This is a genomic window from candidate division KSB1 bacterium (assembly GCA_022566355.1).
Taxonomy (GTDB): Bacteria; Zhuqueibacterota; JdFR-76; order JdFR-76; family DREG01; genus JADFJB01.
Map to the genome: position 1 here is coordinate 1 of JADFJB010000082.1, position 22,106 is coordinate 22,106.

Here is a 22,106-nt window from a genome sequence, read left to right on the forward strand (position 1 = left end):
TTTAGAAAAATATTTCAGAAACTACTTAACTATAAAAATTATTATCTTTATTTTGTTGGCAAATAAAATAAAAACTCCCCAATAACAACTAGCTGGATATCAGGGAACCGACAAATTTGGGGAGGGAAAAGGCTGTGGCAAGGTAATTGCAATTTAGTAATTAAAAATCAAGAGCGGGATTCACCGTTCTGTAATTCCTGTATCTGGCTGAGTTTTTCCTTCGGTGGAATCTGCAAGCTCCTTTTATTTTAACCCGCTTAAAAACAAACAATTGTGAATTTTGGAGAAAGAATTATGGCAAAGAGATGTTTACTAACTATTGTGTGTATACTTTTGCTCCTGAACTCGGGAGTCCTGTGGGCACAGCAAAAGCAGACAGAGGGTCCATCATCCGCTGCGACGAGAAAGGCAGCGGCGCCAGGTGTTGTTGGTATAAAAGAATTGGCACCAGCACTTTTGGGAGCGGACATTCGCACAACCACGAGCGCCAACCCACAGAACGAGACCACTATTGCGGGAGATCCATCTAATTCCCTTATAGTCATTGGTGGATTCAATGATTACAGGCTTGGAACAGGCTTTGGAGGCAACGGGGTTGTCTTTTCAGCAGATGGAGGAGCCACATGGGTTGACAACGGCCCGGCCGTTGCTCTGCCAGCAGGCTTCACAAATAGTGGTGGAGACCCGAGTATTGCGTTCAATTCGAGTGGCCGTGCTTATTATGCCCATATCGCTTCGGCAGCTGGAGCCTCTATCTTCACCCGAAACAATGGGATATTTGTCTCATCCAGCACCAATGGCGGTGTGACCTGGTCCCCGACGGTGGGAGTAGCAACCAATATATGGCCAGGTTTTGGTACCGTTCCATTTGAGGATAAAGAGATGATCGCTGCGGATGAGTATCCGGGCAGTCCATTTACCGATGGTGTGTATGTCAGTTGGACCCGGTTTTATGACGGTGTCCATCCGGCGAATGCTGTTGCTGGAGGAGGTGACATTATGTTTTCCAGTTCTTCGGATAACGGCGCAACCTGGTCTGCACCCATCATTGTATCTTCTCCTGCCAACGAGCCGGCTAATGGCGGTACAGGGACCAACGGAACTTCTTTTGTTCAGGGCTCAGAACCCGAGGTTGAGGCAGACGGCGATGTCTACGTGGTCTACTGGTTTGGAAACCGAACGAATGTCTCCCGCTCAACGGATGGAGGTGGTTCCTTCGGGGTAGCGACTTTTCCATTTGGCGTTCCTTTCGCTGTATCCGGAGTGCCTAGTCCGTTGCCGTCTGAGACCTTTCGAGTCAACCCCTACCCGAACATCGAGACCGATCCAACGCGGCCGGATCATGTCTATGTCGTTGCAGCAGACGCCGATGGCCCAACGCCTCTGGCTCAAGTTGGCGGTGGTACCCGCGCCACCGATGCAGGTGCTGATATCATCTTTGCGAGATCGACCGACAACGGTGCCACCTGGAGTCCGACATTAATCTTGAACGACGACCCAGCCGAAAACAACCAGATCTTTCCCTGGATGGCGGTCGACCAAAACACCGGCGACATCTGTGTGATTTGGTACGATACGCGTTTGGATCCAGTAGGAGCGGACGGGATCAAGGACCTGGACGTGTTCGCCACGATTAGTACGGATGGCGGCGCCACCTGGTCGCCAAACGTTAGAGTTACCGATGTATCGTTTGATCCTAACGTCGGTAGTGTCTTTGCTGGCGCTACCTTCTTTGGCTGATTACAACGGTCTCGGGGTCACGCCCAACAGTCGATTCCACGCACTGTGGACGGACAATTCCGTAGGCGAACAGGAAATCTTTTATGATTTTAAAGGAGGAGAAGTAACGGGACTGGTATTCCGCGTGGAACGCGCCACTGGCGACGTGTTTGCGGCAGGTGCGTTTATCCCAGGTGGTGCTGACCTGGCTGAACGCATCGATGTTTCTGAGCCGGTCGAACCTGGCGACGTTGTCGAGCTCGATCCCGGCAAACCAGAGCACTATCGCAAAGCACGTGGTAACAGCAAATTCATAGCAGGGGTAATCACGACAGAGCCAGGATTTATATTGGGAAATAACCCAGAAGAAATGGAAACAGCCGAGGATTCAAGTCGTTATATGCTTGCCCTGATGGGCCGAGTGCCGGTAAAAGCTACGTCCGAGAATGGTCCGATTCGGCCTGGAGACCTATTGACAATCTCCAACAAACCTGGCTTTGCAATGCTTTGTGTTGATATTGAAAAGTGTGATGGCGCTATTATAGGTAAAGCGCTGGAAGGATTAGAAAGTGGGGAGGGATTAATTTTGGTTTTGGTGATGGCGCATTAATATAGATACCCACTAACTAAACTATTCCCCTCCTTTACAAGGAGGGGCTAGGGGAGGTCATCTAACGTCTCGCAGGCCATTACTATTTATTTCCAAATACCCTCCAAATTGTGATAAACTTCCGAGTTCGTGAAACGCAAAAACCGAATACCAAAAGATTCAATATACTCCTGCCTTTGCTTATCGTATGCTCGAATTTCATCGTTTGCATCATGCGAGCTTCCATCAACTTCTATAGCAAGTTTAACCGCAGGACAATAGAAGTCAACCACATAAAGGGGGTGTAGTGACGCCTAAAAGTTTTCGGGATACGGCCCTACACTATACTGCCGCCTGAATTTGTATCCTCTCAGTTGCTTACCCTTAAATCGTCTCCATAACCTTATCTCGGCAGGTGATAAGTTCTTGCGAAGAGCTCTTCTTTTCTCCTTTTCTGATAACTTGTTGTATATCTTGATCATTTTACAACCCCTCCTAACCTCCCCTTGTTATCCTTGTTAAGGGGAGGAATTTTGTTTGGTTTTGGATATATATTTATCAGTGGTGCTTCTTCATTATCTACTAAATTGTTTGTTTCATTATTTCCGAAACTCAATTATACATTATTTAATATCAATTCTAATCTATTCCCCTCCTTGCTAAGGAGGGGTTAGGGGAGGTTTTTTGAAATGTTACAATAATTATGTAATTTTTTATACACTGTCGGGTTTGAAAACGAACTTTCATTCTTGTGAAATCTGAATTTGTCTGCGAGCCTCACCCATTTTCTTAGAAAAGGCTGTTTCATTGGTATTTTTATGGAGAGTCTTGAACTCAGATTCAGCATTTTTGAGATAAACATTTATTTCCACCCTATGACTTAAATAATAAGTAATTGCTCCATAAACTTGCTCTAACGTAAGAACAGGAAAACACTCTGCGACAATAGTTTCCGGAGCCAGACCGTCCAAAAAGGCAAACACTACCGAATCAAGCGAGACCCGTGTTCCTGAAATCCAAAAACAATCATCGCGTTTTTCTACATATTGATTTTCCATAATTTGCTCATTATTTAACTTGAGTTTCACATAAGGTTTTTCATGGTTCGACTCCGCTCACTATGTTTCAAGTTAGCCAGCCTGAGCCCTTCGGCTGCGCTCAGGATAAACTCGTCGAAGGCTGATAAAAATGATAATTTTACAAAAGATTATGCTATGTCGAGCTCACGTTATTTACGTCTTTCATTTGTATGAAAAGATATAAGATAATTTCAAACTATCAATTACCATTGTTAATTCAATAAGGATAACGCCCTTGTAAGTGAAAGCCAACCATTGGTTTTTTCTGTAAGCAAAGTCTCTCCAAAATAGTCTTGTATTTCAACTGCCATTTTATTACATTTCAAATAATTTTTTAGGAATTCAACTATACTGATTGAAATGGGTGTTTTTGGTTAGTAGATGGTTTCCGATAGTTCGAATGATTTTGAGATTATTGTTTTTTTGCAAACCATTCCGATGAAAAGGTTATCCAATTTTTTATTTTTCCAGGCACATTTGAACACAAAAATAAAAATGTCTTTTAAACCATGTTTCGTTTTTATATTCTTCTGTTTAGCGGCACTGTTTTTTTGGTTGCCGTTGTATTCACAAGAACCTGACCAAACTTTAGATACTGAAACAAGGCAGGTAATCGATCTAAACGGAGAGTGGTCGTTTAAGAAAAAGGGTGAAACTGAGTGGCGCAAAATCGTGCTGCCTTCACCAACTGAAGAAATAGGGGATCTTTTTTTCCGTCGCACTTTTGAAATTCCGGCAAACATAGGCGATTCACAGTTTTTCATTGTTTTTGAAGGAATTAATTTTTCTTCACGAATTAAGCTAAATGATCAATATCTTTCTTCTCAATCTTATGGACATACTTCGATATTAACACCGATTCCAAAGAATTTGCTTCGATTGCGTGGTAGCAATGTGCTGGAAGTTGAAGTGAATACGAGTTTGGGGAATAAAACCATTCCTTTACGTCAGGCTTTATTATCGCCGTTACCTTTGCGAGGCATATTTCGTGATATTTATTTGACGATCCAGCCGGCTATGACAATCAGTTCGGTTGTGGTCAAAAGTGAGCTGGCTAATTCATTGTCTGCCGCCAAATTGGATTTAGAAATAGAGATACTCTCAACGGAATTAGCTTTTAATACGATGGTGGCTGACAACGATTCCCCTAAGGTTGTTTGTGTTGTGCGAGATGAAGAATCAAATCAAATCCTGGCTACAGCGGAACAAAGCTTCCGGTTGAACAATGAGTTGAAGAATCAAATCCAATTGTCCATGGAATTTCAAAATCCAAAATTATGGAGCCTTGTTTTCCCCAATCGGTATTCGGTTGAGGTCAGGATTTTGTATAAAAACAAATTGATCGATGAAGTTGAACAAAAAATTGGAATCAGGGAATTAAAACTGGATAACAATCATTTGTTTTTAAACGGCGAGCTTTTACCTGTCAAAGGTGTAACATTCCTGGAAAACAAATCAAGGATATTGACCGATGAGCAGGCTCTCACACTTCTCCAAGAAATCAAATCAAATGGTTTTAATACCATAACCTGGCACAACCCCCCGCCGGCCCATGTCCTTGAGTTGACCGACTCATTGGGCTTACTCAATATTTTGCGAGTCCCATTATGGAATGTTCCCGGCGCTGTTTTATCCGACCCGGAGTTTAGCGGACGAATGAGTAGTTTACTTGGCAAGATGGTTCAATTGGCTTCAAATCATGCATCCGTGCTGGCGCTCTCGCTGGGTGATGGATTCGATGCTTCTTCCGTAGGGACGCAATCATTTATATCGGACCAATTGAATGTAGTCGGGACTGAAAACCAATTTTTCATCACGTCCGGATTTCGTAATTATGATTCCTCATTGTCCGAATTTGCTTTTGATTTCATCACTTTTAATCTAACTCTGCATGGTTACAGTGACTGGAGAAAATGGTTGGCAAACTGGATAGACGAAGGCTCGGGAATACCCATACTTTATTCTGATATTTCAGTACCATATACTGCCACAAGGTCTGACAGTGAAAATGTATCCATCTACGAAGCGATTCAAGCACAAAAGTTAAAGAAGTTAATTGAAGATATCCAAAAGGAACCCACCCTGGGCTTTATGTTAGCCGCGCTCTATGATTGGCAAATATCTTATCCTTCTGTACTCTCTCTCAAAACCTCGGACAGAAATTTGTTGCCGATCGGGCTATTTACAGTAAGCAACGAACCGAGAATGTCCTTAAGCATGATGCAAAACTTAAATAAAGGGACGGGGTATCAATTTGAATTTCAGCAAAACACAATCGAGCGGTTTGACACAATATTTATAGTATATGGATTGATTGTTATTGTCCTCTTTCTCATTTTCTTTCGCAGGGACCATCGCCTAAGAGGCAATTTTATACGAATACTTTCAAGGCCTTTTGGATTTTATATTGAATTAAAAGATGGAAGAAAAATCCCCTGGTTTACTACTTCGATCATTTTAATTACATCGGCATCCAGTTGGGGTTTAATTCTTGGATCGGTATTTTCTTTTTTGCGCCATCATCCGTTATTCGATTTCTTAATATCTCAATTTTCTCCATCAAACACTGTAAATATTGTTTTGATTTATATGAGTTGGTACCCAATATTGGGCATAATCGGTTTTAGTTTATGGACAGCTGTTCTGATTACTGTTTTAGCATTTTATGTTTTGTTTCTTTCCCTTATTACGCGTCGGCGTCTCTCAATTAGAAATTCTTTGACGCTAGTTTATTGGGAAAGTTGTATATTTATTTTTTTATTACCTGTTGCATTTATATTTTATAGATTGATGATTATTTCACCAATTCGATTGCTTCTATTATTGCTCTTGATTATTTTTCTAATTTGGTACATCTATAGAATCTTCACTGGCATTCGCACGGTATTTACAATTAGACCCGGAATGACTATCGCTTTATTTGTGGGCATTCCAATAATCTTGATTTTAGTGCTAGATATTTTGTACAATCAAAGTAATGGTTTGAATGCACAATTGGTTTATCTTATCCACCTGTGGTATAATTAATGTTAAGACAAAGAATTCTAAGCTTTTCACAGGCGGATAGGTAAAATATGGAGTTTGAATCCTGCCAGGTCTGGTTCAAATAATTCAGAAATGACCGTAAAAATAAGAGCCAAATATTTTTGAATATTTTCACCCTGTTGCATAATTTTTATCTTGCAGGATAAATTTGGTATTTCGATATTGTTTCGGGATTCGATAATTTATTTTAGGATTTAATTTATAAATTTATTAACCTGGATAATTCATAGCCACCAAGACTCAAAGACACAAAGTTTTAAAAATAAAGGTTAAGAAAGATTGATTTTTTATATCGACCGAAAATTGGTTCATAGTAATCTTCTTTATAACTTTCATATTCTTAGTGACTTAGAGTCTTTGTGGCAAAAATTCATGAATAGTGCAGGTTAATAATTCAGATCAATAATAAATGAACGGCTTTCAATGTATTTACAAAAATTAGTAATTCAGGGTTTTAAATCGTTCGCAAAAAAAACCGCATTGGAATTTAATGGAGGATTAACTTGTGTCGTCGGACCCAACGGCAGTGGCAAATCCAACATAGTAGATGCTGTTCGTTGGGTACTGGGTGAACAGAAAGCCAGCGTGTTGCGAGGCGAGAAAATGGAAAATATAATTTTTTCCGGATCGAAATCGACCAGGCAGCTCGGGATGGCGGAAGTTTCTATTACCATTGAAAATACAAAGGATTTATTGCCAACCGAATTTAAAGAAGTCGAAATCACACGCAGACTTTATCGCTCCGGAGAGAGTGAATACTTAATTAACAAAACTCCCAGTCGTTTAAAGGATATTAACGATTTGTTTCTTGATACCGGGATAGGACCTGATTCTTATTCGGTTATTGAGTTAAAAATGGTTGAAGCTATATTAAACAGCAAATCAGACGAACGAATGAGGTTATTCGAAGAAGCGGCAGGAATTAATAAATATAAACATCGTAGAAGCGAAGCCTTTCGAAAGTTGGATTCTACGGCAGTGGATTTGAATAGGGTCAATGATATCATCTCAGAAATCGAACGTAACACCAATGCTTTAAAACGACAGGTTAACAAGGCCGAAAGATATAAAATTCTTTCTAATGCAATCGAAGAATTGGAAATTCGTGCCGCTTCATTGGAATTCGCAGCCATCCAAAAGAAATTGATCCCATTGAAAGACGGGTTGGTTCAAAGCGAAGACAACATGCAAAAGAACCGGACACGAATTTTTAAGGATGAAGCGGAGATTGAAACGTTTAAGTTGAACTTAACGAGAATGGAAGATAAGCTGGCGGATATACAAAACGAACTAATGTCTTCTACCGATTCGCTTCATCAAAAAGAAAGTCAGAATGTCGTAAACCAGGAAAGGATTAAAGCGCTGGAAGAAAAAATCATTCGTTATTCTCAAGAAAAGGAGCAATTACAGCGTAGGATTGAATCTTTACGACAACGTGTGCAGGAGGGAGAACCCGAGCTTATTGTTTTGGGTGAGAAAGTAGATAGTGTAAGAATGAAGCACCGGAAACAAAAACAAGAGCTGGAAGAATTTGAAAAAACATTGGCCCGGCGTCGTCTCGAAGTCAATGAAGCTCGAATGAATTTGATCGAGCTCATGAAAACAATTAGCGAAAAAGAGAAAGAGCGAAATGCCCTGGAAACTGAATTACTGCATTTGGAAGGAAGAGAAGAACAGCTTACGGAGGAAATTGAACGCTTGGAAGAAGAGGACAAAAAACTTGCTTCCGACCAGGATATTTGGGTAAAAAAAGAAAGTGAGTTGTTGATAGAAACTCAGCTTGTAGCTTCTGAGCTGGAAAGTAACAACAAGGTTAAGGAAAGCCTGGATCTTGAAATCATTCAATTAAGGGAAAACCGGGCTAAGCTTGAAAATAAAATACAATCTCTTAAGGATCAAGAATCGTTTCTTTCAAACTTGATTGAGACCAATGAAGGTTATCCAGGCGGTGTTCAATATATTTTGAACAATGCCAAATCTTTTCCTGGTGTTCTTGGCATTTTGAGTGATTTAATTTCAGTACCCAAAAAGTTTCGTCCGGCAGTTGAAGCCATTTTGGGTGAAAAGTCTTTTTTTGTCATTGTCAAAACTGAACACGATGCTTATCAAATTATTGATCAACTCAGGAAAGGGAAATTAGGCCAGGCTACTTTTTTGGTTCTCGATAAGTTTGCTTTTACGGTCTCTTCTACAAGCCAAAATATTCCTGATAGTACATCTGTAATTGGTAAAGTCCGGGATCTGATTCAGGTTCCTAAAGAACTCGATCCTCTAGCGGATTTTCTATTTGGCTCCTATTTACTAGTCGACAATCCAAAAAATCTCCAACAGATTAAAAAAGAAATTAAAACTAATGATTGGAATTTTGCAACCCTGGACGGTGAAGTATCACAACCATCAGGAGTGATACGCTATGGGCGTTCCGGGGATGGTGATTCTGTGAATGCCATTTGTCGGTTGGATCAATTAAATGAAATTCAACAGCAGGTTGTGGATTGTGGTAAAAGCGTGAATGTGTTAGAAAAGCAAATTGAAAAACAAGTAGAAAAAACTAAAAAGCTGGATTCGGAAATTGAAAATTGGACTCAGAAAAAGAAGGAAACCGAAGAAGAGTACCAGCAAAGCAGGATCAATACTGTTCAAAAACAATCTACAAAATCGAATGTTAAAAGCAGGTTAGACTCCACTCGAGAAGAAATCGGAAATGTGCGGGATAAAATATCACAAATATTCGAACGGATCGAAAAATTACGACCGGAGATAGATAAATTTGCACAAAACCGTAGAAAACATGAAGATCAAGTTGAGTTATTGCAGGGAAAACTGGAAGAGTATGAAACTCAAAGAAATCGCTTTGCCAACGAAGTGTACGAGTTAAACGTGAACCTCGTAAAGGCTTCCAGTGAGTTCAATAATTTAGAAGCTGATGTAAAAAGAATGAAACGAACCCTGGTTGAATTTGAATCTACAATTGTTACGCGAGAAAAAGAACTTGTTGAAAGCCAGGTTGAGATAAAACATTTGCAAACGGACATTGAGCGTCTTTTTAGTGAAACTGAGGAGATTCGTGTCCGGAAAGATGAATTGTTAGAAAGACGATCGAGACAACAGCAAGAATACCAGCAGCTTCAGGAGTTAATGTCGACTAAAGAATCCACTTTGAAGAGTATACGCGATTTAAGTCAAAGCTCGATTGATACTTTGCAGGAGAAGCGGTTGCAGCTTTCCGAATATGAGATGAGAATCAAGAACATACGTGTAAATATCAAAGATAAATATTCTTTGGAAATAACACCGATTCAAGCAGAATCTCCCGATGAAATCGATTCTATCCGGATTTCGTTGGATGAGAAAAAAGAAAGACTCAATTTGTTTGGACCGGTTAATTTGCTGGCATTGGAAGAGTTCCAAAAGGAAAGAGATCGACTTGAATTTTTAAAACGCCAAAAGAGTGACCTGGATGAAGCCAGGTCAACATTAATTGAAACCATCGATATTATTAACCAGACAGCCAGTGAAAAGTTTGAAGAAGTTTTTGATAAAATTCGTGAAAATTTTCAAAAGAATTTTTCGGTATTTTTTGAAGGTGGTGAAGGAGATTTGCGGATTTTATTCGATAAAGACGATCCACTTTCAGCGAAAATTATGATAATGGCGCGACCCAGCGGTAAAAGGTTGGGGGCAATTGAATTGTTATCAGGGGGTGAAAAAGCTCTTACTGCGATCTCTCTTCTCTTTTCTATTTACCAGGTGAAACCAAGCCCGTTTTGTATTTTAGATGAAGTGGATTCACCACTTGATGATTTAAATGTACAAAGGTTTTTAAGGGTGTTACGAAAATTTTCGGACCATACACAATTTATCCTGGTCACTCATAACAAAATTACCATGGAAGCTGCTGATTTTATATATGGTGTGACTATGCAGGAAGAGGGAGTATCTAAGCTGGTATCCGTAGAACTGGTTAAAGAAAAGATGGAATCCGAACAATTAAACAAATCAAATTAGGATAAGGTCCCTGGTGAATTTCTTCCTTTCATGCTGCAAATTTCAATCACCGTGTCGGTTGATACAGCTTATTCCTGTCTTTCTGGCATTTACAATTCTCCTTTTTGAAGATATATACCCCCAAGCAGCATCATCGGATGATCTTGTTTTTGATGTAGACTATTCTCGCTTTCGTGCATCGGCAGATATGGTGTATTTAGAAGTATATTATTCCATTCCGCGTTTCCAGTTACAGTTTATAGAAGAGGGGAATCAGTTTGAAGCAATATTTATGATAAAAACTGAAATCTATAAAAATGATTCGTTAGCAATTGCCGATTCCATAATTAATATCACAACCGTGGATAGTTTATCACAGGTTACGAAAAGTCAAAATCTACTTAATCTCACCGGTTTTGCTATTCAAGAAGGCGATTACAAAATTGAAGTTTCGTTAAAGGATATGACCTCAAAGCGTATTGGCCGGCAATCCCTAGACCTTCGAATTCTTCCTTATCCTGAAGCTGAATTATCGATTTCGGATATTCAATTATCATCTTCCATCAATCTAAATAAAGAGCAACCGGATAAATTCACAAAAAACCATTATAGAATCATTCCCAATCCTGGCAGAATGTATGGCCTGGAAACCCCGATGCTCTATTTTTATGCTGAAGTCTATAATCTGGATAATCAAGTTGGTGACAAGCAGTACAGGGTAAAATCTTCGATTCACAATGCAAATGGAGATGAGATTCGAACCTTACAAGAAAAAGTGAAAGAAAAGCCAGGCGCTTCGAGTGTTGAAGTTGTTGGATTTAATATTGTTAGTCTTAAATCAAACACATATATCCTACAACTTGAGGTGGAGGATTTAGCGACTGGTAGTAAAACGAAGCGGACAAAAAAATTCTTTGTCTATCGTGAAGGAGATTATCAGCCTAATATGTTGGCCAATCAATTCAACAAAGATGCATTATTAAATTCTTTTGAGTACAAATTCTACGACGAACTTAACGAATCGGAAATTAACACTGAATTTCTAACGGCTAAATACCTGGCAACAAAGGAAGAAGTGAGCATATATGACGGATTAGACTTGCAAGGGAAACGCGTTTTTATGAAATCTTTCTGGTTTGCACGTGACCAGGATCTATCTACACTGCAAAACGAATTTCGGCAACAATACCTGAATAATTTGAATTATGTTAATTCTTATTTCGGTAGTGGAAAGCCTGGCTGGAAATCTGAAAGGGGAAGAGTTTATCTTTTATACGGCAAACCCGATGAAGTTGAAAGGCATCCAAGCACGCTTGAAAACAAGGGGTACGAGGTTTGGAATTACTTCCAAATCCAGGGAGGGATTTTCTTTGTCTTTGTAGATAACAGGGGGTTCGGTGAATACATTATGGTGCATTCCACTGCTCGTAATGAACTCCACGATTTTGATTGGCAAAGATGGTTGAGCGAATGATGAGTTTTAGCTAATGAACAATGATCAATGATCCATAATCAAGAGGGTATAACTCCAGCATTCAGGAATTCAGCATCAAGAATCAGGATTCCAGCATCAAGTACCAATATCAAGCTTCAAGTATCCAGTATCTAGAATCTGCTACTTTAGTTGGATATTCAATGGAATTCCACTCAATGGATTTATATATTTAGTTCGTTTGAATTTGTTCTTTGTCTTAAAAATTTGGGGACGCTCTGGGTTCGACGGAAAAGGTTCGTTCTTGAAGCGGCATACCGTGGTCTCCGACGGTCACGCTAAAAAGTCGGGAAAAAAAATAAATGCAGACTATAACTATGCATTGGCTGCCTAATTAAAGGTAGCCCGTTATTGAATTCGAGGTCCACCTAGAGTTTAAATAACGTCGATTTGGTGGATGCGTACCTGGTGTTGTCTGAGAGCCAAGGTATTAAGTTTTTTCAGACTGGTTTGAGTGCGTTTTGTTTGTCGAACAAACTCGAACGAGATCTAATGACAAACTAAGTATGTAGAAGCTTCAATGTGCGCTTTTTCGGACGCGGGTTCGATTCCCGCCGTCTCCACAATAAGCGTGGTTTAAACAACCACGCTTTTTTTATTTCAAAACTCTCCTGCCATTTTAAACAGAGCTAATCAATTTCCAGGTTTTTGTCGATAATCAATTTATAGGAAATCACCTTATGACTATGTTAGAAAAGGATAATTCTGAAATATTTTCATCCCAAAAGGGGATCCGTTAATAATGAATGACCAGGTAGTATTAGATCTTAGCGTTCAAACGTTGATCAATACAATTGGGCAGGGTTTTGGAATTATAGATAAAAATGAGAATATTTTATTCGTAAACCACGATTTTGCGAAAATCCTAAATTATGAACAGGGAGAATTAATCGGGAAGAATATTGCTGAGATATTTTCTCCCACCCAGCTTGATTCCGTAAAGGACCAACTCTGTTTATCAGATTCTTCTGCCGAGATAAAAGTTCTTGATCTAAATTTACGTACCAAAGAAAATGGTTCTAAGAAAATTGCTATTCGAATTATCCCCAATAATACAAATGAAGACAATGTTTTGGGAATGATTTGGATGCAGCCTACAAACAACCAGGATTCGGAACCGGGAAACAAAGAATCCAAATTCACCGATTTTATAGAGAAATCTCTCGATGGTTTTTTTACGCATAATGGAGATCAGTTCTTTTATGTCAATGAACGCATGTGTAAAATTACCGGTTATTCTCGTGAAGAGCTTTATAACATTAAATTAATGGATTTGGTTTATGATGAAGATCGGGAATATGTTGAAGATCTGGTTGAAAACAGGAAACTGGGCAAAGTAGTACCATATCGATATCGAACTAGGATTATTTGTAAAAATAAGAGTGTGCGTCAATGTGAAGTTTCAGCCATTAGGGTGAGTGAAAATAATCACATCGTTCAGGGTTGCATTCGCGATATTACCGACCAGGTCTTATTTGAAGAAGCTTATAAAGAATCCGAACTAAGATTTCGAATGCTGACCCAATCCGCTAATAATGCAATCATTACCATAAATCATGAAAGATTAATCGTTTTTTTAAACAGTGCAGCTGAAAAGTATTTCGGTTATGAAGGCACAGAAAGTATCGGTCTTCAATTTGATCAATTACTTCCGGAAGATTTTTCCGATGAATTCAAAAATAGTCTAGATGAGTATTTTCAAAAAGGGGAAAGCCAACTTTTTGATGGTGAGATCGAAACGAAAGGCGTTCGAAAAGATGGAAGCCAGTTTCCTGTTGCAATGTCACTTTCTACCTGGAAGGCATCGGGAGCTCATTATATAACCGCAATTATTCAAGATATTTCTGAGCGAAAAGAGGCTGAGCAGAAAATCAGTAAAATGAACGCCATCTTAAAAGCTCAACAAGAAGCTACATTTGATGGGATTTTGGTACTTGGGCATTGTGGTGAAGTCGTGAGTTTTAATCAACGCTTTTTAGAATTGTGGAAACTTTCTGAGAGCCAGGTTAAAGAGATGGACATGGTTTCTCTAATGGAACATGAATCGCAAAAGTTAAATAATACAGATGAATTTAACGAATGGACTGAACTTATTCAATCTGATCAAGAATCGACTCGAGAAGGTGATATTTTAAAATTAAAAGATGGTAGGACTATTTCTCGAAATTCCTTACCAGTTAAAGGAAATGATGGTACCATTTATGGCAGAGCGAATTATTATAAAGACATTTCAGAAGAAGTTGATAGCCATGAAGCCTTAAACAAAATGTACCAAGAAACCTTAGAGTGGAAAAATTCGCTTGAGACGATTAACAAGCTTTCTGAAATGTTAAATCAAATGCTAACGGTCGATGAAATTGCTTTAGTTCTCATTGAAAGAATTCATGGTTTAATAGAAGCCGATCAATCCTGGCTCTTTTTATGGAATGAAGCTGATTACTTACTTTACCCGGTATTTCAAAAAAACTTAAAGGTTAATAAATTATGGAAAAAGGGATCAAAGGGATATGCGATCCATTCAAATCAAGGGTTTGTAGGAGAAGTTCTGGAAAAGGGTGTAGGTTTAATTGTTAATGATTTAGAAAATGATCCACGCAGTAAGATGGATCCATGTATTGGAGAGAATTCAAAATCGATCATTGCCGTTCCGCTTAAATTTGAATCAAGGCAAATTGGGGTGTTCGCACTCTATAGAAATAGTGATGCTCATTTTGAAGAAAAACATTTACAGGTGTTAAACATTGTTGCTAGACAGACAGCAATTGCAATTGAAGATGCGCTGATTTTAGACGAACAAAAACGCCGGGCTGATCATTTTTATTGGATTAATCGAGTTACCAGGAGTATTGCAGATACTCTTGATTTTGATGAAATAGCAAAAATAATGATCCGCTCCCTAAAGAAAGGTTTCAATTTTTTTGATGTTGTTATGGCGATTTATGACGAACAATCGGACGATCTGGTTATCACTCACTTTACCAGGAAAAGTAAAAGAGTAAAATCCGGTGTACATTTAAAAATTGAAGGTTTGATTAAGGACGCTTTACAAAATAATGATATCGTTAATATTTCAGAAAAAGATATTGATAGTTATAATTCCTTGATTCCGGGGCAAGGTCTGGTATTGCTGGTTCCTTTGAAAGTCAGGAATAAAGTGATCGGCCTATTTTTGATAAGAAGTGAATCAAAAGAACTTCCTGAGAATGATAGTAATACTTTGAAAATACTATCCGATCACTTTGCGATTGCCTTAGAAAATGCCAATTTGTACTTAAGTGAAAAGAAAAGCGCGGAGATTGCCCACAGTGCGAACGAAGCGAAAAGCGAATTCCTGGCAAATATGAGCCATGAAATCAGGACTCCCATGAATGGCATTATTGGAATGACTGAGCTATTGCTTCATACTGAATTGAGCAAAGAACAGGAAGAATTTACACAATCTGTGAGGTCAAGTGCGGATTCACTCCTCAATGTAATTAATGATATCTTAGATTTTTCAAAGATTGAGGCCGGTAAACTGGATTTGGAATTGTTTGATTTTGATTTAAGGTTAACTGTTGAGGATTTGGCTGATACATTGGCATATCGAGCGCATATCAAAGGGATTGAACTTAGCTGTTTTATTCATCATGATGTTTCTTCACCAATATTTGGCGACCCCGGAAGGTTGAGGCAAATTTTAATCAATTTAATCGGTAATGCTATTAAATTTACTTCGACCGGTGAAGTAAGTGTGAATATTCATCTCAAAAGTGAGACTAAATCAGAGGCAATGCTCGAATTTTCTATTTCCGATACCGGAATTGGAATTAAGAAAGATCGATTAAAATTTATTTTTGAAAGTTTTACCCAGGCTGACGGTTCAACAACAAGACAATTTGGCGGAACAGGTCTTGGGCTGTCGATATCCAAAAGGCTTGTAGAAATGATGGGCGGCAATATAACCGTCGAAAGTGAGTATGGAAAAGGCAGTTGTTTTTCTTTTTGCATCCCCTTTAAAAAGCAGGTTGGCCAAAAACGGCCGCCACAATATATAAATGCGGATTTTAAAGATCTATCTATTCTAGTCGTCGATGACAACAAAACCAACCGATTTATTTTGTCTTCATACCTGAGCAGATTAGGCAGTAATCCGGTTGAAGCAGAAGGTGGTGTTGAAGCTTTTCAAGAGGTCAAATCTGGAATAAAGGCTGGTAAACATTTTGACTTGATCATTATGGATGTGCAAATGCCGGGAATGGACGGTTACCAGACTGTGAATTTGATTAAAGAGTGTATTGATTTGAAGGAAACGCCAATCATTATTCTAACCTCCATTGGTAATCGAGGTGATGCAAAACGATTTCAAGAATTAGGGTGTGCCGGATATTTAACCAAACCGATCAAACAATCGCAATTGCATGATGTTTTAGTAACCGTTTTAAGCGGCACTGTCTCAGAAATTGAATCTGATTCAATTTTAACCCGTCATTCAATTCAAGAAGTTAAGAAACGTAATGTTCGAATATTGCTAGCCGAAGATCATCCGGTTAATAAACAGTTGGCTCTTAAAATATTGGAAAGAGGAGGATTTTACGCCGATTGCGTAAGTAATGGTCAAGAGGCTGTGGATGCTATTAAAAATACGCATTATGACATCATATTGATGGATATTCAAATGCCGGTGATGGACGGCTTTCAAGCAACAGCTCAAATTCGAAAATACCAGGAATCGGATCATGTTACAATTATTGCTATGACTGCCCATGCAATGAAAGGAGATGATAAGCGATGTATAGACGCCGGTATGGATGATTATTTATCTAAGCCTATTAATCCACAAAAGCTATTTGATATTATTAATAAGTGGACAGGTTTGAAAAAGGGTCCGGTGTTAATTGAAGTTAATAAGGAACCAAAGAATGGATCAGGAAAAAAACCGGTTGATTTATCCGTACTTATGGATGCTCTTGGTAATGATCATAAGGTAGTCAAAAGATTGATTCAAATGTTTATTGATAATTCCCAGGATCGAAAACTATCCTTACAGAAGGCTATTGAATCTAAAGATTCCAAACAAGTTGAACATGAAGCTCATGCATTTAAAGGAGCAAGTGGCAGCGTTGGCGCAATGCCATTGTTTACATTTTGTGATGAGTTGGAAAAATATGGAAGAGATGATAATTTATCCTTAGCTGAAGTAAGCTATAATAATGTTTTAAATGAGTTTGATCGTGTAAAAGATTTCCTCGAAAATTACTTAAAAGAACATACTAACTGATTAATGTTGAGGTTAAGAATAAGTTTGACTACTGTTTTGCTTTTGCCATTAGGTCAATTTTTCTTCTTGATTTAAATCCCCTAATCTTAAATTGTTTATTTAAAATTAATACGAACTGACAGTTTGTCTATAAATCCCAAAATCCCACCAGGAACGAATGTTTATAAAACCCACCACCACTTTGATATTTCTAACGTTCAAATTCCCTATGATGAATCGCGATGCTATAGTCGTTCCTTTATTATAGATTAATCCATTGGGCGTTTTTTCAATATCGTCTAAAACTGTCAAATCTTGGTGAATATCGTTTTTCAGTGAAAACAGTCTAACCTCTCAATTTCTTTTAATTTTCTGTATGTAAATTGGAAGTCTTAAATTTAATTCACAACGGATTGTCCTTAATTTCAATCTTAATCTTAACCTCATCTTGTATTTCATGCTCCGAAAAGATTGCGACTAATTTTGCTTGCTTATATAGGATATATTTTCTAATCTATATCATTTATATTCCCATTTTCAAAAAACTTAAATTGACTTATGATTGATGGATCGCTAATTCCTTTTTCTTATTGAATCACAATGGATTGGTTTGTTAAAGTACCGCGTTTAGAGCTTTCGAATTGGGCTCCTTCCGAAAATTGGGAAGGTCTGTTTGAAAGGTGGACCAAGAAGGGAGTTAAGGGAATCATTCTTCCCTTAAACTTGAAGGACGAAATTGAAAAAATATCCAGTATAATTCAATTGGCAAAATTAGGTAATGTTCAAGTATGGGTAAATCTGCCTGTTCTTAACAATCAGGCTGTTTCGGATCGCACCGAATTCGGAAAAATAAAACATCGTACCGGGGAGATTTTTGATTTCCCGGCATGGTTTGCACCGATTTGTCCCTCAAATCTTGAATATCAAGATTATCTTGATGAAAAGATTGAAAATTCTCTAATGCATTTACCTATAGATGTTTGGCTTCTTGATTATGTGAGGTTTCCCTATTTTTGGGAACAGTGGGGCAATACCGTTCAAGAAGATGAATTCCCGCCTTTTTGTTATTGTGTTGATTGTAAATTGTCATTTCAAAATTTAATGCATTTAAGTTTAGAGGACAGTACTGTGGTTCATCTTCAAAAATGGCAGAGCCGGGTTATTGAAAAGTTAATCGAAAGAATTTCCCGGAACATTAAAGGAGTTCACCCAAACTTACAAGTGGGTATGCAGATCCTACCACTGATGTCGCAAAAAAGACGCCATCCTAAATCTGAATGGGTTGGGCAGAATTTACAATCGCTGCAAAGACATGTTGATTTTTTTAGCCCATTGATGTATGGAAAACTTTTGGGTTTGTACCCAGACCAGATCCTTTCTTATTTAGTCGATTTTATCAGTACCCAAAAACAACCGGTTGTGCCATCTTTTCAAATTTCTTCTACGCGATGGGATCGACAGAGATATGAAACTAAGGTGAAGTTGACTGATTTAGGGAATAGGTTAACCCCCCTGGGAATTGATGCGGCGACTCTATTTCATGCAAAAGATTTTTTGAATCCTGAAAAAATTCAAAAGGAATAAGCACGTAGTAACTTCATCGCAATCTTTTGTTATTATCTTTTGGCGCTTAAATCCTAATATCGAATATCGAACCTGTCCCTGACCGCAGGCTCAAAGGTCAGGAATCCGAAACAAATATCGAAACCCCAAATTCAAATATTCAAAAAAATATTTGAGTTTTTGGGTCAATACTGAATTGGTTATTGTGATTTGCTTAGAAATTCGATCTTATTATTTAATTATTTATGATTTATTTTAACCTCATACTTTAAGTACATTTCCTGTTGTTTCCTTAACTTTATAACCTTTCTCGTTCAAGAATCCATTTGGATGCAGCAAGCAGATCTATGGCAATGAAATCAGGATCTATGTCAAACTCTCCATCTTTTCCAGCATTGCCGGTTTCTACCAAAATTGTGCATAGCCCCGCATTTTTGCCGGCCAGGATATCACAGGTTTTATCTCCAATCATATAACTATTGACTGTATTGATATTTAAATCCTCTATGGCTCGATCAATCAGTTTTGTCCCTGGTTTTCTACAACCACAATTTTCCGTTATAGAATGGGGGCAAAAATAGATTTTATCGATCAAAATATTCTCTTCCTTTAACAAACCAAACATCATGCGATTCACTTTATAAAAATCTTCTTTGGTGAAATATCCCAACCCGATACCCGCCTGAGTTGTAATAATGACTAATTTAAATCCCATATTTTGAAGATTTTTAAGGCCAGGTAAAGCATTGGGGAGCAATTGTAACTTTTCAGGTTCATGTAAATATTCATCATCCACGTTAATTGTACCGTCGCGGTCTAAGAATACTGCTGGCTGAAGTTTACTTTGGCTTACAGGAAAATAGGCAGCTCTTTCATATTCAATGATGACATCATTTGTTTGGCCATGACTGCTTTGAATCTTATTAATTAGATCGGAAGATGATAGCGACGATTCAATAGGAATCAACAATATCTTGCCACCATATGATTCAACAAGATTCCCGGAAGTAAGTTGATCCCGGGAATAATCTCCTGCTTTGATATATAGATGTGGTTTTAGGGCTTCAATATTTGCTTTATTTCTTCGCTCGTTGAAAACGAAGACATAGTTGACCATTTCTAATGCAGCGACTAATCTTGCTCTTTGTTCCTGGGGCACAATGGGTCTGTGGTTACCCTTATAGCGCCTGATGGAAGAATCACTATTGATCCCGACAATTAAAATATCACAATGTGACTTCGATTTTTCAAGGAATTCAACATGACCGGTATGTAACAGATCGAATGCGCCTGATGTAAAACCTATAGTTTGTCCACTCTCCCGCCAGTCTTGACTCAATTCAGCAAGTTCGTCACGTGATTGGATTTTATCTTTAATCATTTATTTTATTTTTTTCTGGTAATGGATTTTTTAAAATCAATGTATTCAAATCAATATGTCGATGCAACACAGAATTTTGACTTTGGATTTGGAAGAGCTTGAAATGTCTTAAATTCCGCTTGAATATGAAAGCTTATTATTTTATTTTCTAAAGATTTACCATATGTTTTTAAGGATAATCTAAGTCAACCTCAGAACAGCAAGTCTAAAAATTGGTGGTTAGTATAATAATTATTCGATCTCATTATTAGCTATCAAAACTAAACAGGAGAAGCCAACATGAAGCTTGCACAAAGGATGGAAAGACTAGGTACTGAAACAGCTTTTGAAGTGCTTGCAAAAGCGAAGGCGTTAGAAGCTGAAGGGCGAGATATTATTCATTTGGAAGTTGGTGAACCGGATTTTGATACACCATCTCATATTTGCAATGCAGCCACAAAAGCCATCAGTGAGGGGTACACGCACTATGGACCTGCAAGCGGAATGCTGGAATTAAGAAAACAAATTGTGAAAACGATCGGAGATACACGCAATATCCACGTTAAACCGGAGCAGGTTGTGGTTACTCCAGGTGCGAAACCGATCATGTTTTTTTGTGTCCTGGCTCTTGTAAACTCAGGAGATGAAGTGATTTATCCGAATCCCGGGTTTCCGATTTATGAATCGGTAATTGATTTTGTCGGCGCCAAGTCTATTCCGTTGCCATTAAAAGAAGAGAAAGAATTTGGGTTTGATCTGATTGATTTAAAACAATTGGTTACGCCAAAAACCAAAATGATTATCTTAAATTCGCCGGCTAATCCAACGGGCGGAATGATTTCTGGTGATGATTTAAAGGGAATCGCTGATTTGGTCAGAGATACGGATATCACAATTCTTTCAGATGAAATTTATGAATTCATCACTTATGATGATGAAAAGCATGAGAGTATTGCTTCGTTTCCAGGAATGCAAGAACGAACAATTATCCTCCATGGTTTTTCAAAAACCTATTCTATGACAGGATGGCGCTTGGGTTATGGTGTAATGCAGGAACAATTGGCTGAACAAGTTACAAAACTGCAGATCAATAGTAATTCGTGTCCCAACAGTTTTGTTCAATTTGGCGGTCTGGCAGCTTTGACCGGTTCACAGGAAGAACCCCAAGCAATGGTTCGGGAATTTGAACACCGTCGAGGTGTTATAGTCGATGGGTTAAATTCAATTGATGGTATTACCTGCTTAACGCCGAAAGGTGCATTTTATGTGTTCCCCAATGTAAAACAGCTTGTTGAACGAACAGGAAAAAGTGCTAAAGAATTGGCTAACCATTTCTTGGACGATGGGGGTGTTGCTGTCCTTTCCGGGACCGCATTTGGAAAATACGGAGAAGGCTATTTGAGGTTCTCTTATGCAAATTCTGTTGATAATATCAACCGGGCATTAGAGCGAATCGAGACTAGTTTGAAAAAAATTCTATAATCATTGAATCGAGGAAATCCGTATGGCAAATAAGACAGTATTATACGATGAACACACGAAACTTGGCGCTAAAATCGTTGAGTTTGCCGGTTACATGATGCCAATTCAATATGGTGGAATATTAAAAGAACATCGCAGGGTCCGCACCTCAGTGGGAATGTTTGATGTTTCCCACATGGGTGAATTCATTGTTCGGGGCGCGGATGCCGAGTCTTTTTTGCAAAACGTTACCATCAATAATGTTTTTAAACTGGCAATCGGTCAGGCACAATACTCTGCAATGTGTTTTGAAGACGGAGGCATCGTAGACGATTTGCTGCTTTATAGATTGCCCGATTATTATATGATGGTAGTGAATGCTTCAAATCTTGACAAAGATTGGAATTGGTTACAGCAACATAAACCCGGTTCTGTTCAAATGGAGAATGTTAGTGATCAGACGACCCTTCTTGCCGTCCAGGGAAAGAAATCAGGAGAATTATTACAAAAATTAACAGATGAAGATTTAAGCAAAATTGATTATTATCATTTTAAAGAAGGAGAAATAGATC

General features: G+C 38.4%; 11 protein-coding genes, 1 other RNA gene and 1 pseudogene. 10 read left to right on the forward strand and 3 right to left on the reverse strand.

Going from position 1 to position 22,106, the window contains the following annotated elements:
- Nucleotides 1-294 precede the first annotated feature (294 nt).
- Both IIC38_13860 and IIC38_13865 read left to right on the forward strand, forming a co-directional pair.
- Entirely contained in the window at nt 295-1,740 is a 1,446-nt protein-coding gene (locus tag IIC38_13860; GenBank protein MCH8127026.1) for an exo-alpha-sialidase, read from the forward strand.
- Between the two features lie 124 nt (nt 1,741-1,864).
- Nucleotides 1,865-2,329 carry a hypothetical protein gene (locus tag IIC38_13865; protein MCH8127027.1) on the forward strand — a complete coding sequence of 155 codons (465 nt, stop codon included), beginning with the start codon at nt 1,865-1,867 and terminating at the stop codon, nt 2,327-2,329.
- Between the two features lie 86 nt (nt 2,330-2,415).
- Here the strand turns inward: IIC38_13865 and IIC38_13870 are convergent.
- Together IIC38_13870 and IIC38_13875 are read right to left on the reverse strand one after the other, a co-directional pair.
- A pseudogene (locus IIC38_13870) lies at nt 2,416-2,790 on the reverse strand (endonuclease domain-containing protein).
- Nucleotides 2,791-3,051: 261 nt separating this feature from the next.
- Nucleotides 3,052-3,366 carry a DUF433 domain-containing protein gene (locus IIC38_13875; protein ID MCH8127028.1) on the reverse strand — a complete coding sequence of 105 codons (315 nt, stop codon included), beginning with the start codon at nt 3,364-3,366 and terminating at the stop codon, nt 3,052-3,054.
- Nucleotides 3,367-3,768: 402 nt separating this feature from the next.
- Here IIC38_13875 and IIC38_13880 point away from each other — a divergent pair, with 402 nt between their 5' ends.
- The 6 genes from IIC38_13880 (at nt 3,769) to IIC38_13905 (ending at nt 18,734) form a co-directional block, all read left to right on the forward strand.
- Nucleotides 3,769-6,414, forward strand: coding sequence for a hypothetical protein (locus IIC38_13880; GenBank protein ID MCH8127029.1), 2,646 nt, complete (start codon nt 3,769-3,771; stop codon nt 6,412-6,414).
- A 441-nt stretch (nt 6,415-6,855) separates the two neighbouring features.
- Nucleotides 6,856-10,440 (forward strand): chromosome segregation protein SMC, encoded by a 3,585-nt coding sequence (smc, locus tag IIC38_13885; protein MCH8127030.1) that lies wholly within the window; start codon nt 6,856-6,858, stop codon nt 10,438-10,440.
- A 13-nt stretch (nt 10,441-10,453) separates the two neighbouring features.
- Entirely contained in the window at nt 10,454-11,893 is a 1,440-nt protein-coding gene (locus tag IIC38_13890) for a GWxTD domain-containing protein (protein MCH8127031.1), read from the forward strand.
- 227 nt (nt 11,894-12,120) lie between these two features.
- Nucleotides 12,121-12,477: a transfer-messenger RNA gene (gene ssrA, locus IIC38_13895) on the forward strand.
- 176 nt (nt 12,478-12,653) lie between these two features.
- The gene (locus tag IIC38_13900) at nt 12,654-17,171 is read left to right on the forward strand and encodes a PAS domain S-box protein (protein MCH8127032.1); all 4,518 of its coding nucleotides are present in this window, start codon (nt 12,654-12,656) and stop codon (nt 17,169-17,171) included.
- Between the two features lie 579 nt (nt 17,172-17,750).
- Nucleotides 17,751-18,734, forward strand: a complete 984-nt coding sequence (locus tag IIC38_13905; GenBank protein MCH8127033.1) for a hypothetical protein — start codon at nt 17,751-17,753, stop codon at nt 18,732-18,734.
- Between the two features lie 277 nt (nt 18,735-19,011).
- Here IIC38_13905 and IIC38_13910 read toward each other — a convergent pair whose 3' ends face one another.
- Nucleotides 19,012-20,094: an HAD-IIIA family hydrolase gene (locus tag IIC38_13910; protein MCH8127034.1), complete on the reverse strand. Its 1,083-nt coding sequence runs from the start codon at nt 20,092-20,094 to the stop codon at nt 19,012-19,014.
- A 279-nt stretch (nt 20,095-20,373) separates the two neighbouring features.
- On the opposite strand from IIC38_13910, the gene IIC38_13915 reads away from it, so the two are divergent.
- Both IIC38_13915 and IIC38_13920 read left to right on the forward strand, forming a co-directional pair.
- The gene (locus IIC38_13915) at nt 20,374-21,555 is read left to right on the forward strand and encodes a pyridoxal phosphate-dependent aminotransferase (protein MCH8127035.1); all 1,182 of its coding nucleotides are present in this window, start codon (nt 20,374-20,376) and stop codon (nt 21,553-21,555) included.
- Nucleotides 21,556-21,577: 22 nt separating this feature from the next.
- Nucleotides 21,578-22,106, forward strand: a 529-nt coding sequence (locus IIC38_13920; GenBank protein MCH8127036.1) for a glycine cleavage system aminomethyltransferase GcvT, incomplete at its 3' end; no start/stop codon positions are given.

What these genes read in the sequence shown, in the direction of transcription:
- IIC38_13915 (MCH8127035.1), top strand. Translation starts at nt 20,374, where the DNA reads ATGAAGCTTGCACAAAGGATGGAAAGACTAGGTACTGAAACAGCTTTT.
- IIC38_13875 (MCH8127028.1), bottom strand. Translation starts at nt 3,366, where the DNA reads ATGGAAAATCAATATGTAGAAAAACGCGATGATTGTTTTTGGATTTCA.
- IIC38_13860 (MCH8127026.1), top strand. Translation starts at nt 295, where the DNA reads ATGGCAAAGAGATGTTTACTAACTATTGTGTGTATACTTTTGCTCCTG.
- IIC38_13905 (MCH8127033.1), top strand. Translation starts at nt 17,751, where the DNA reads ATGGATTGGTTTGTTAAAGTACCGCGTTTAGAGCTTTCGAATTGGGCT.
- IIC38_13910 (MCH8127034.1), bottom strand. Translation starts at nt 20,094, where the DNA reads ATGATTAAAGATAAAATCCAATCACGTGACGAACTTGCTGAATTGAGT.
- IIC38_13900 (MCH8127032.1), top strand. Translation starts at nt 12,654, where the DNA reads ATGAATGACCAGGTAGTATTAGATCTTAGCGTTCAAACGTTGATCAAT.
- smc (MCH8127030.1), top strand. Translation starts at nt 6,856, where the DNA reads ATGTATTTACAAAAATTAGTAATTCAGGGTTTTAAATCGTTCGCAAAA.
- IIC38_13880 (MCH8127029.1), top strand. Translation starts at nt 3,769, where the DNA reads ATGGTTTCCGATAGTTCGAATGATTTTGAGATTATTGTTTTTTTGCAA.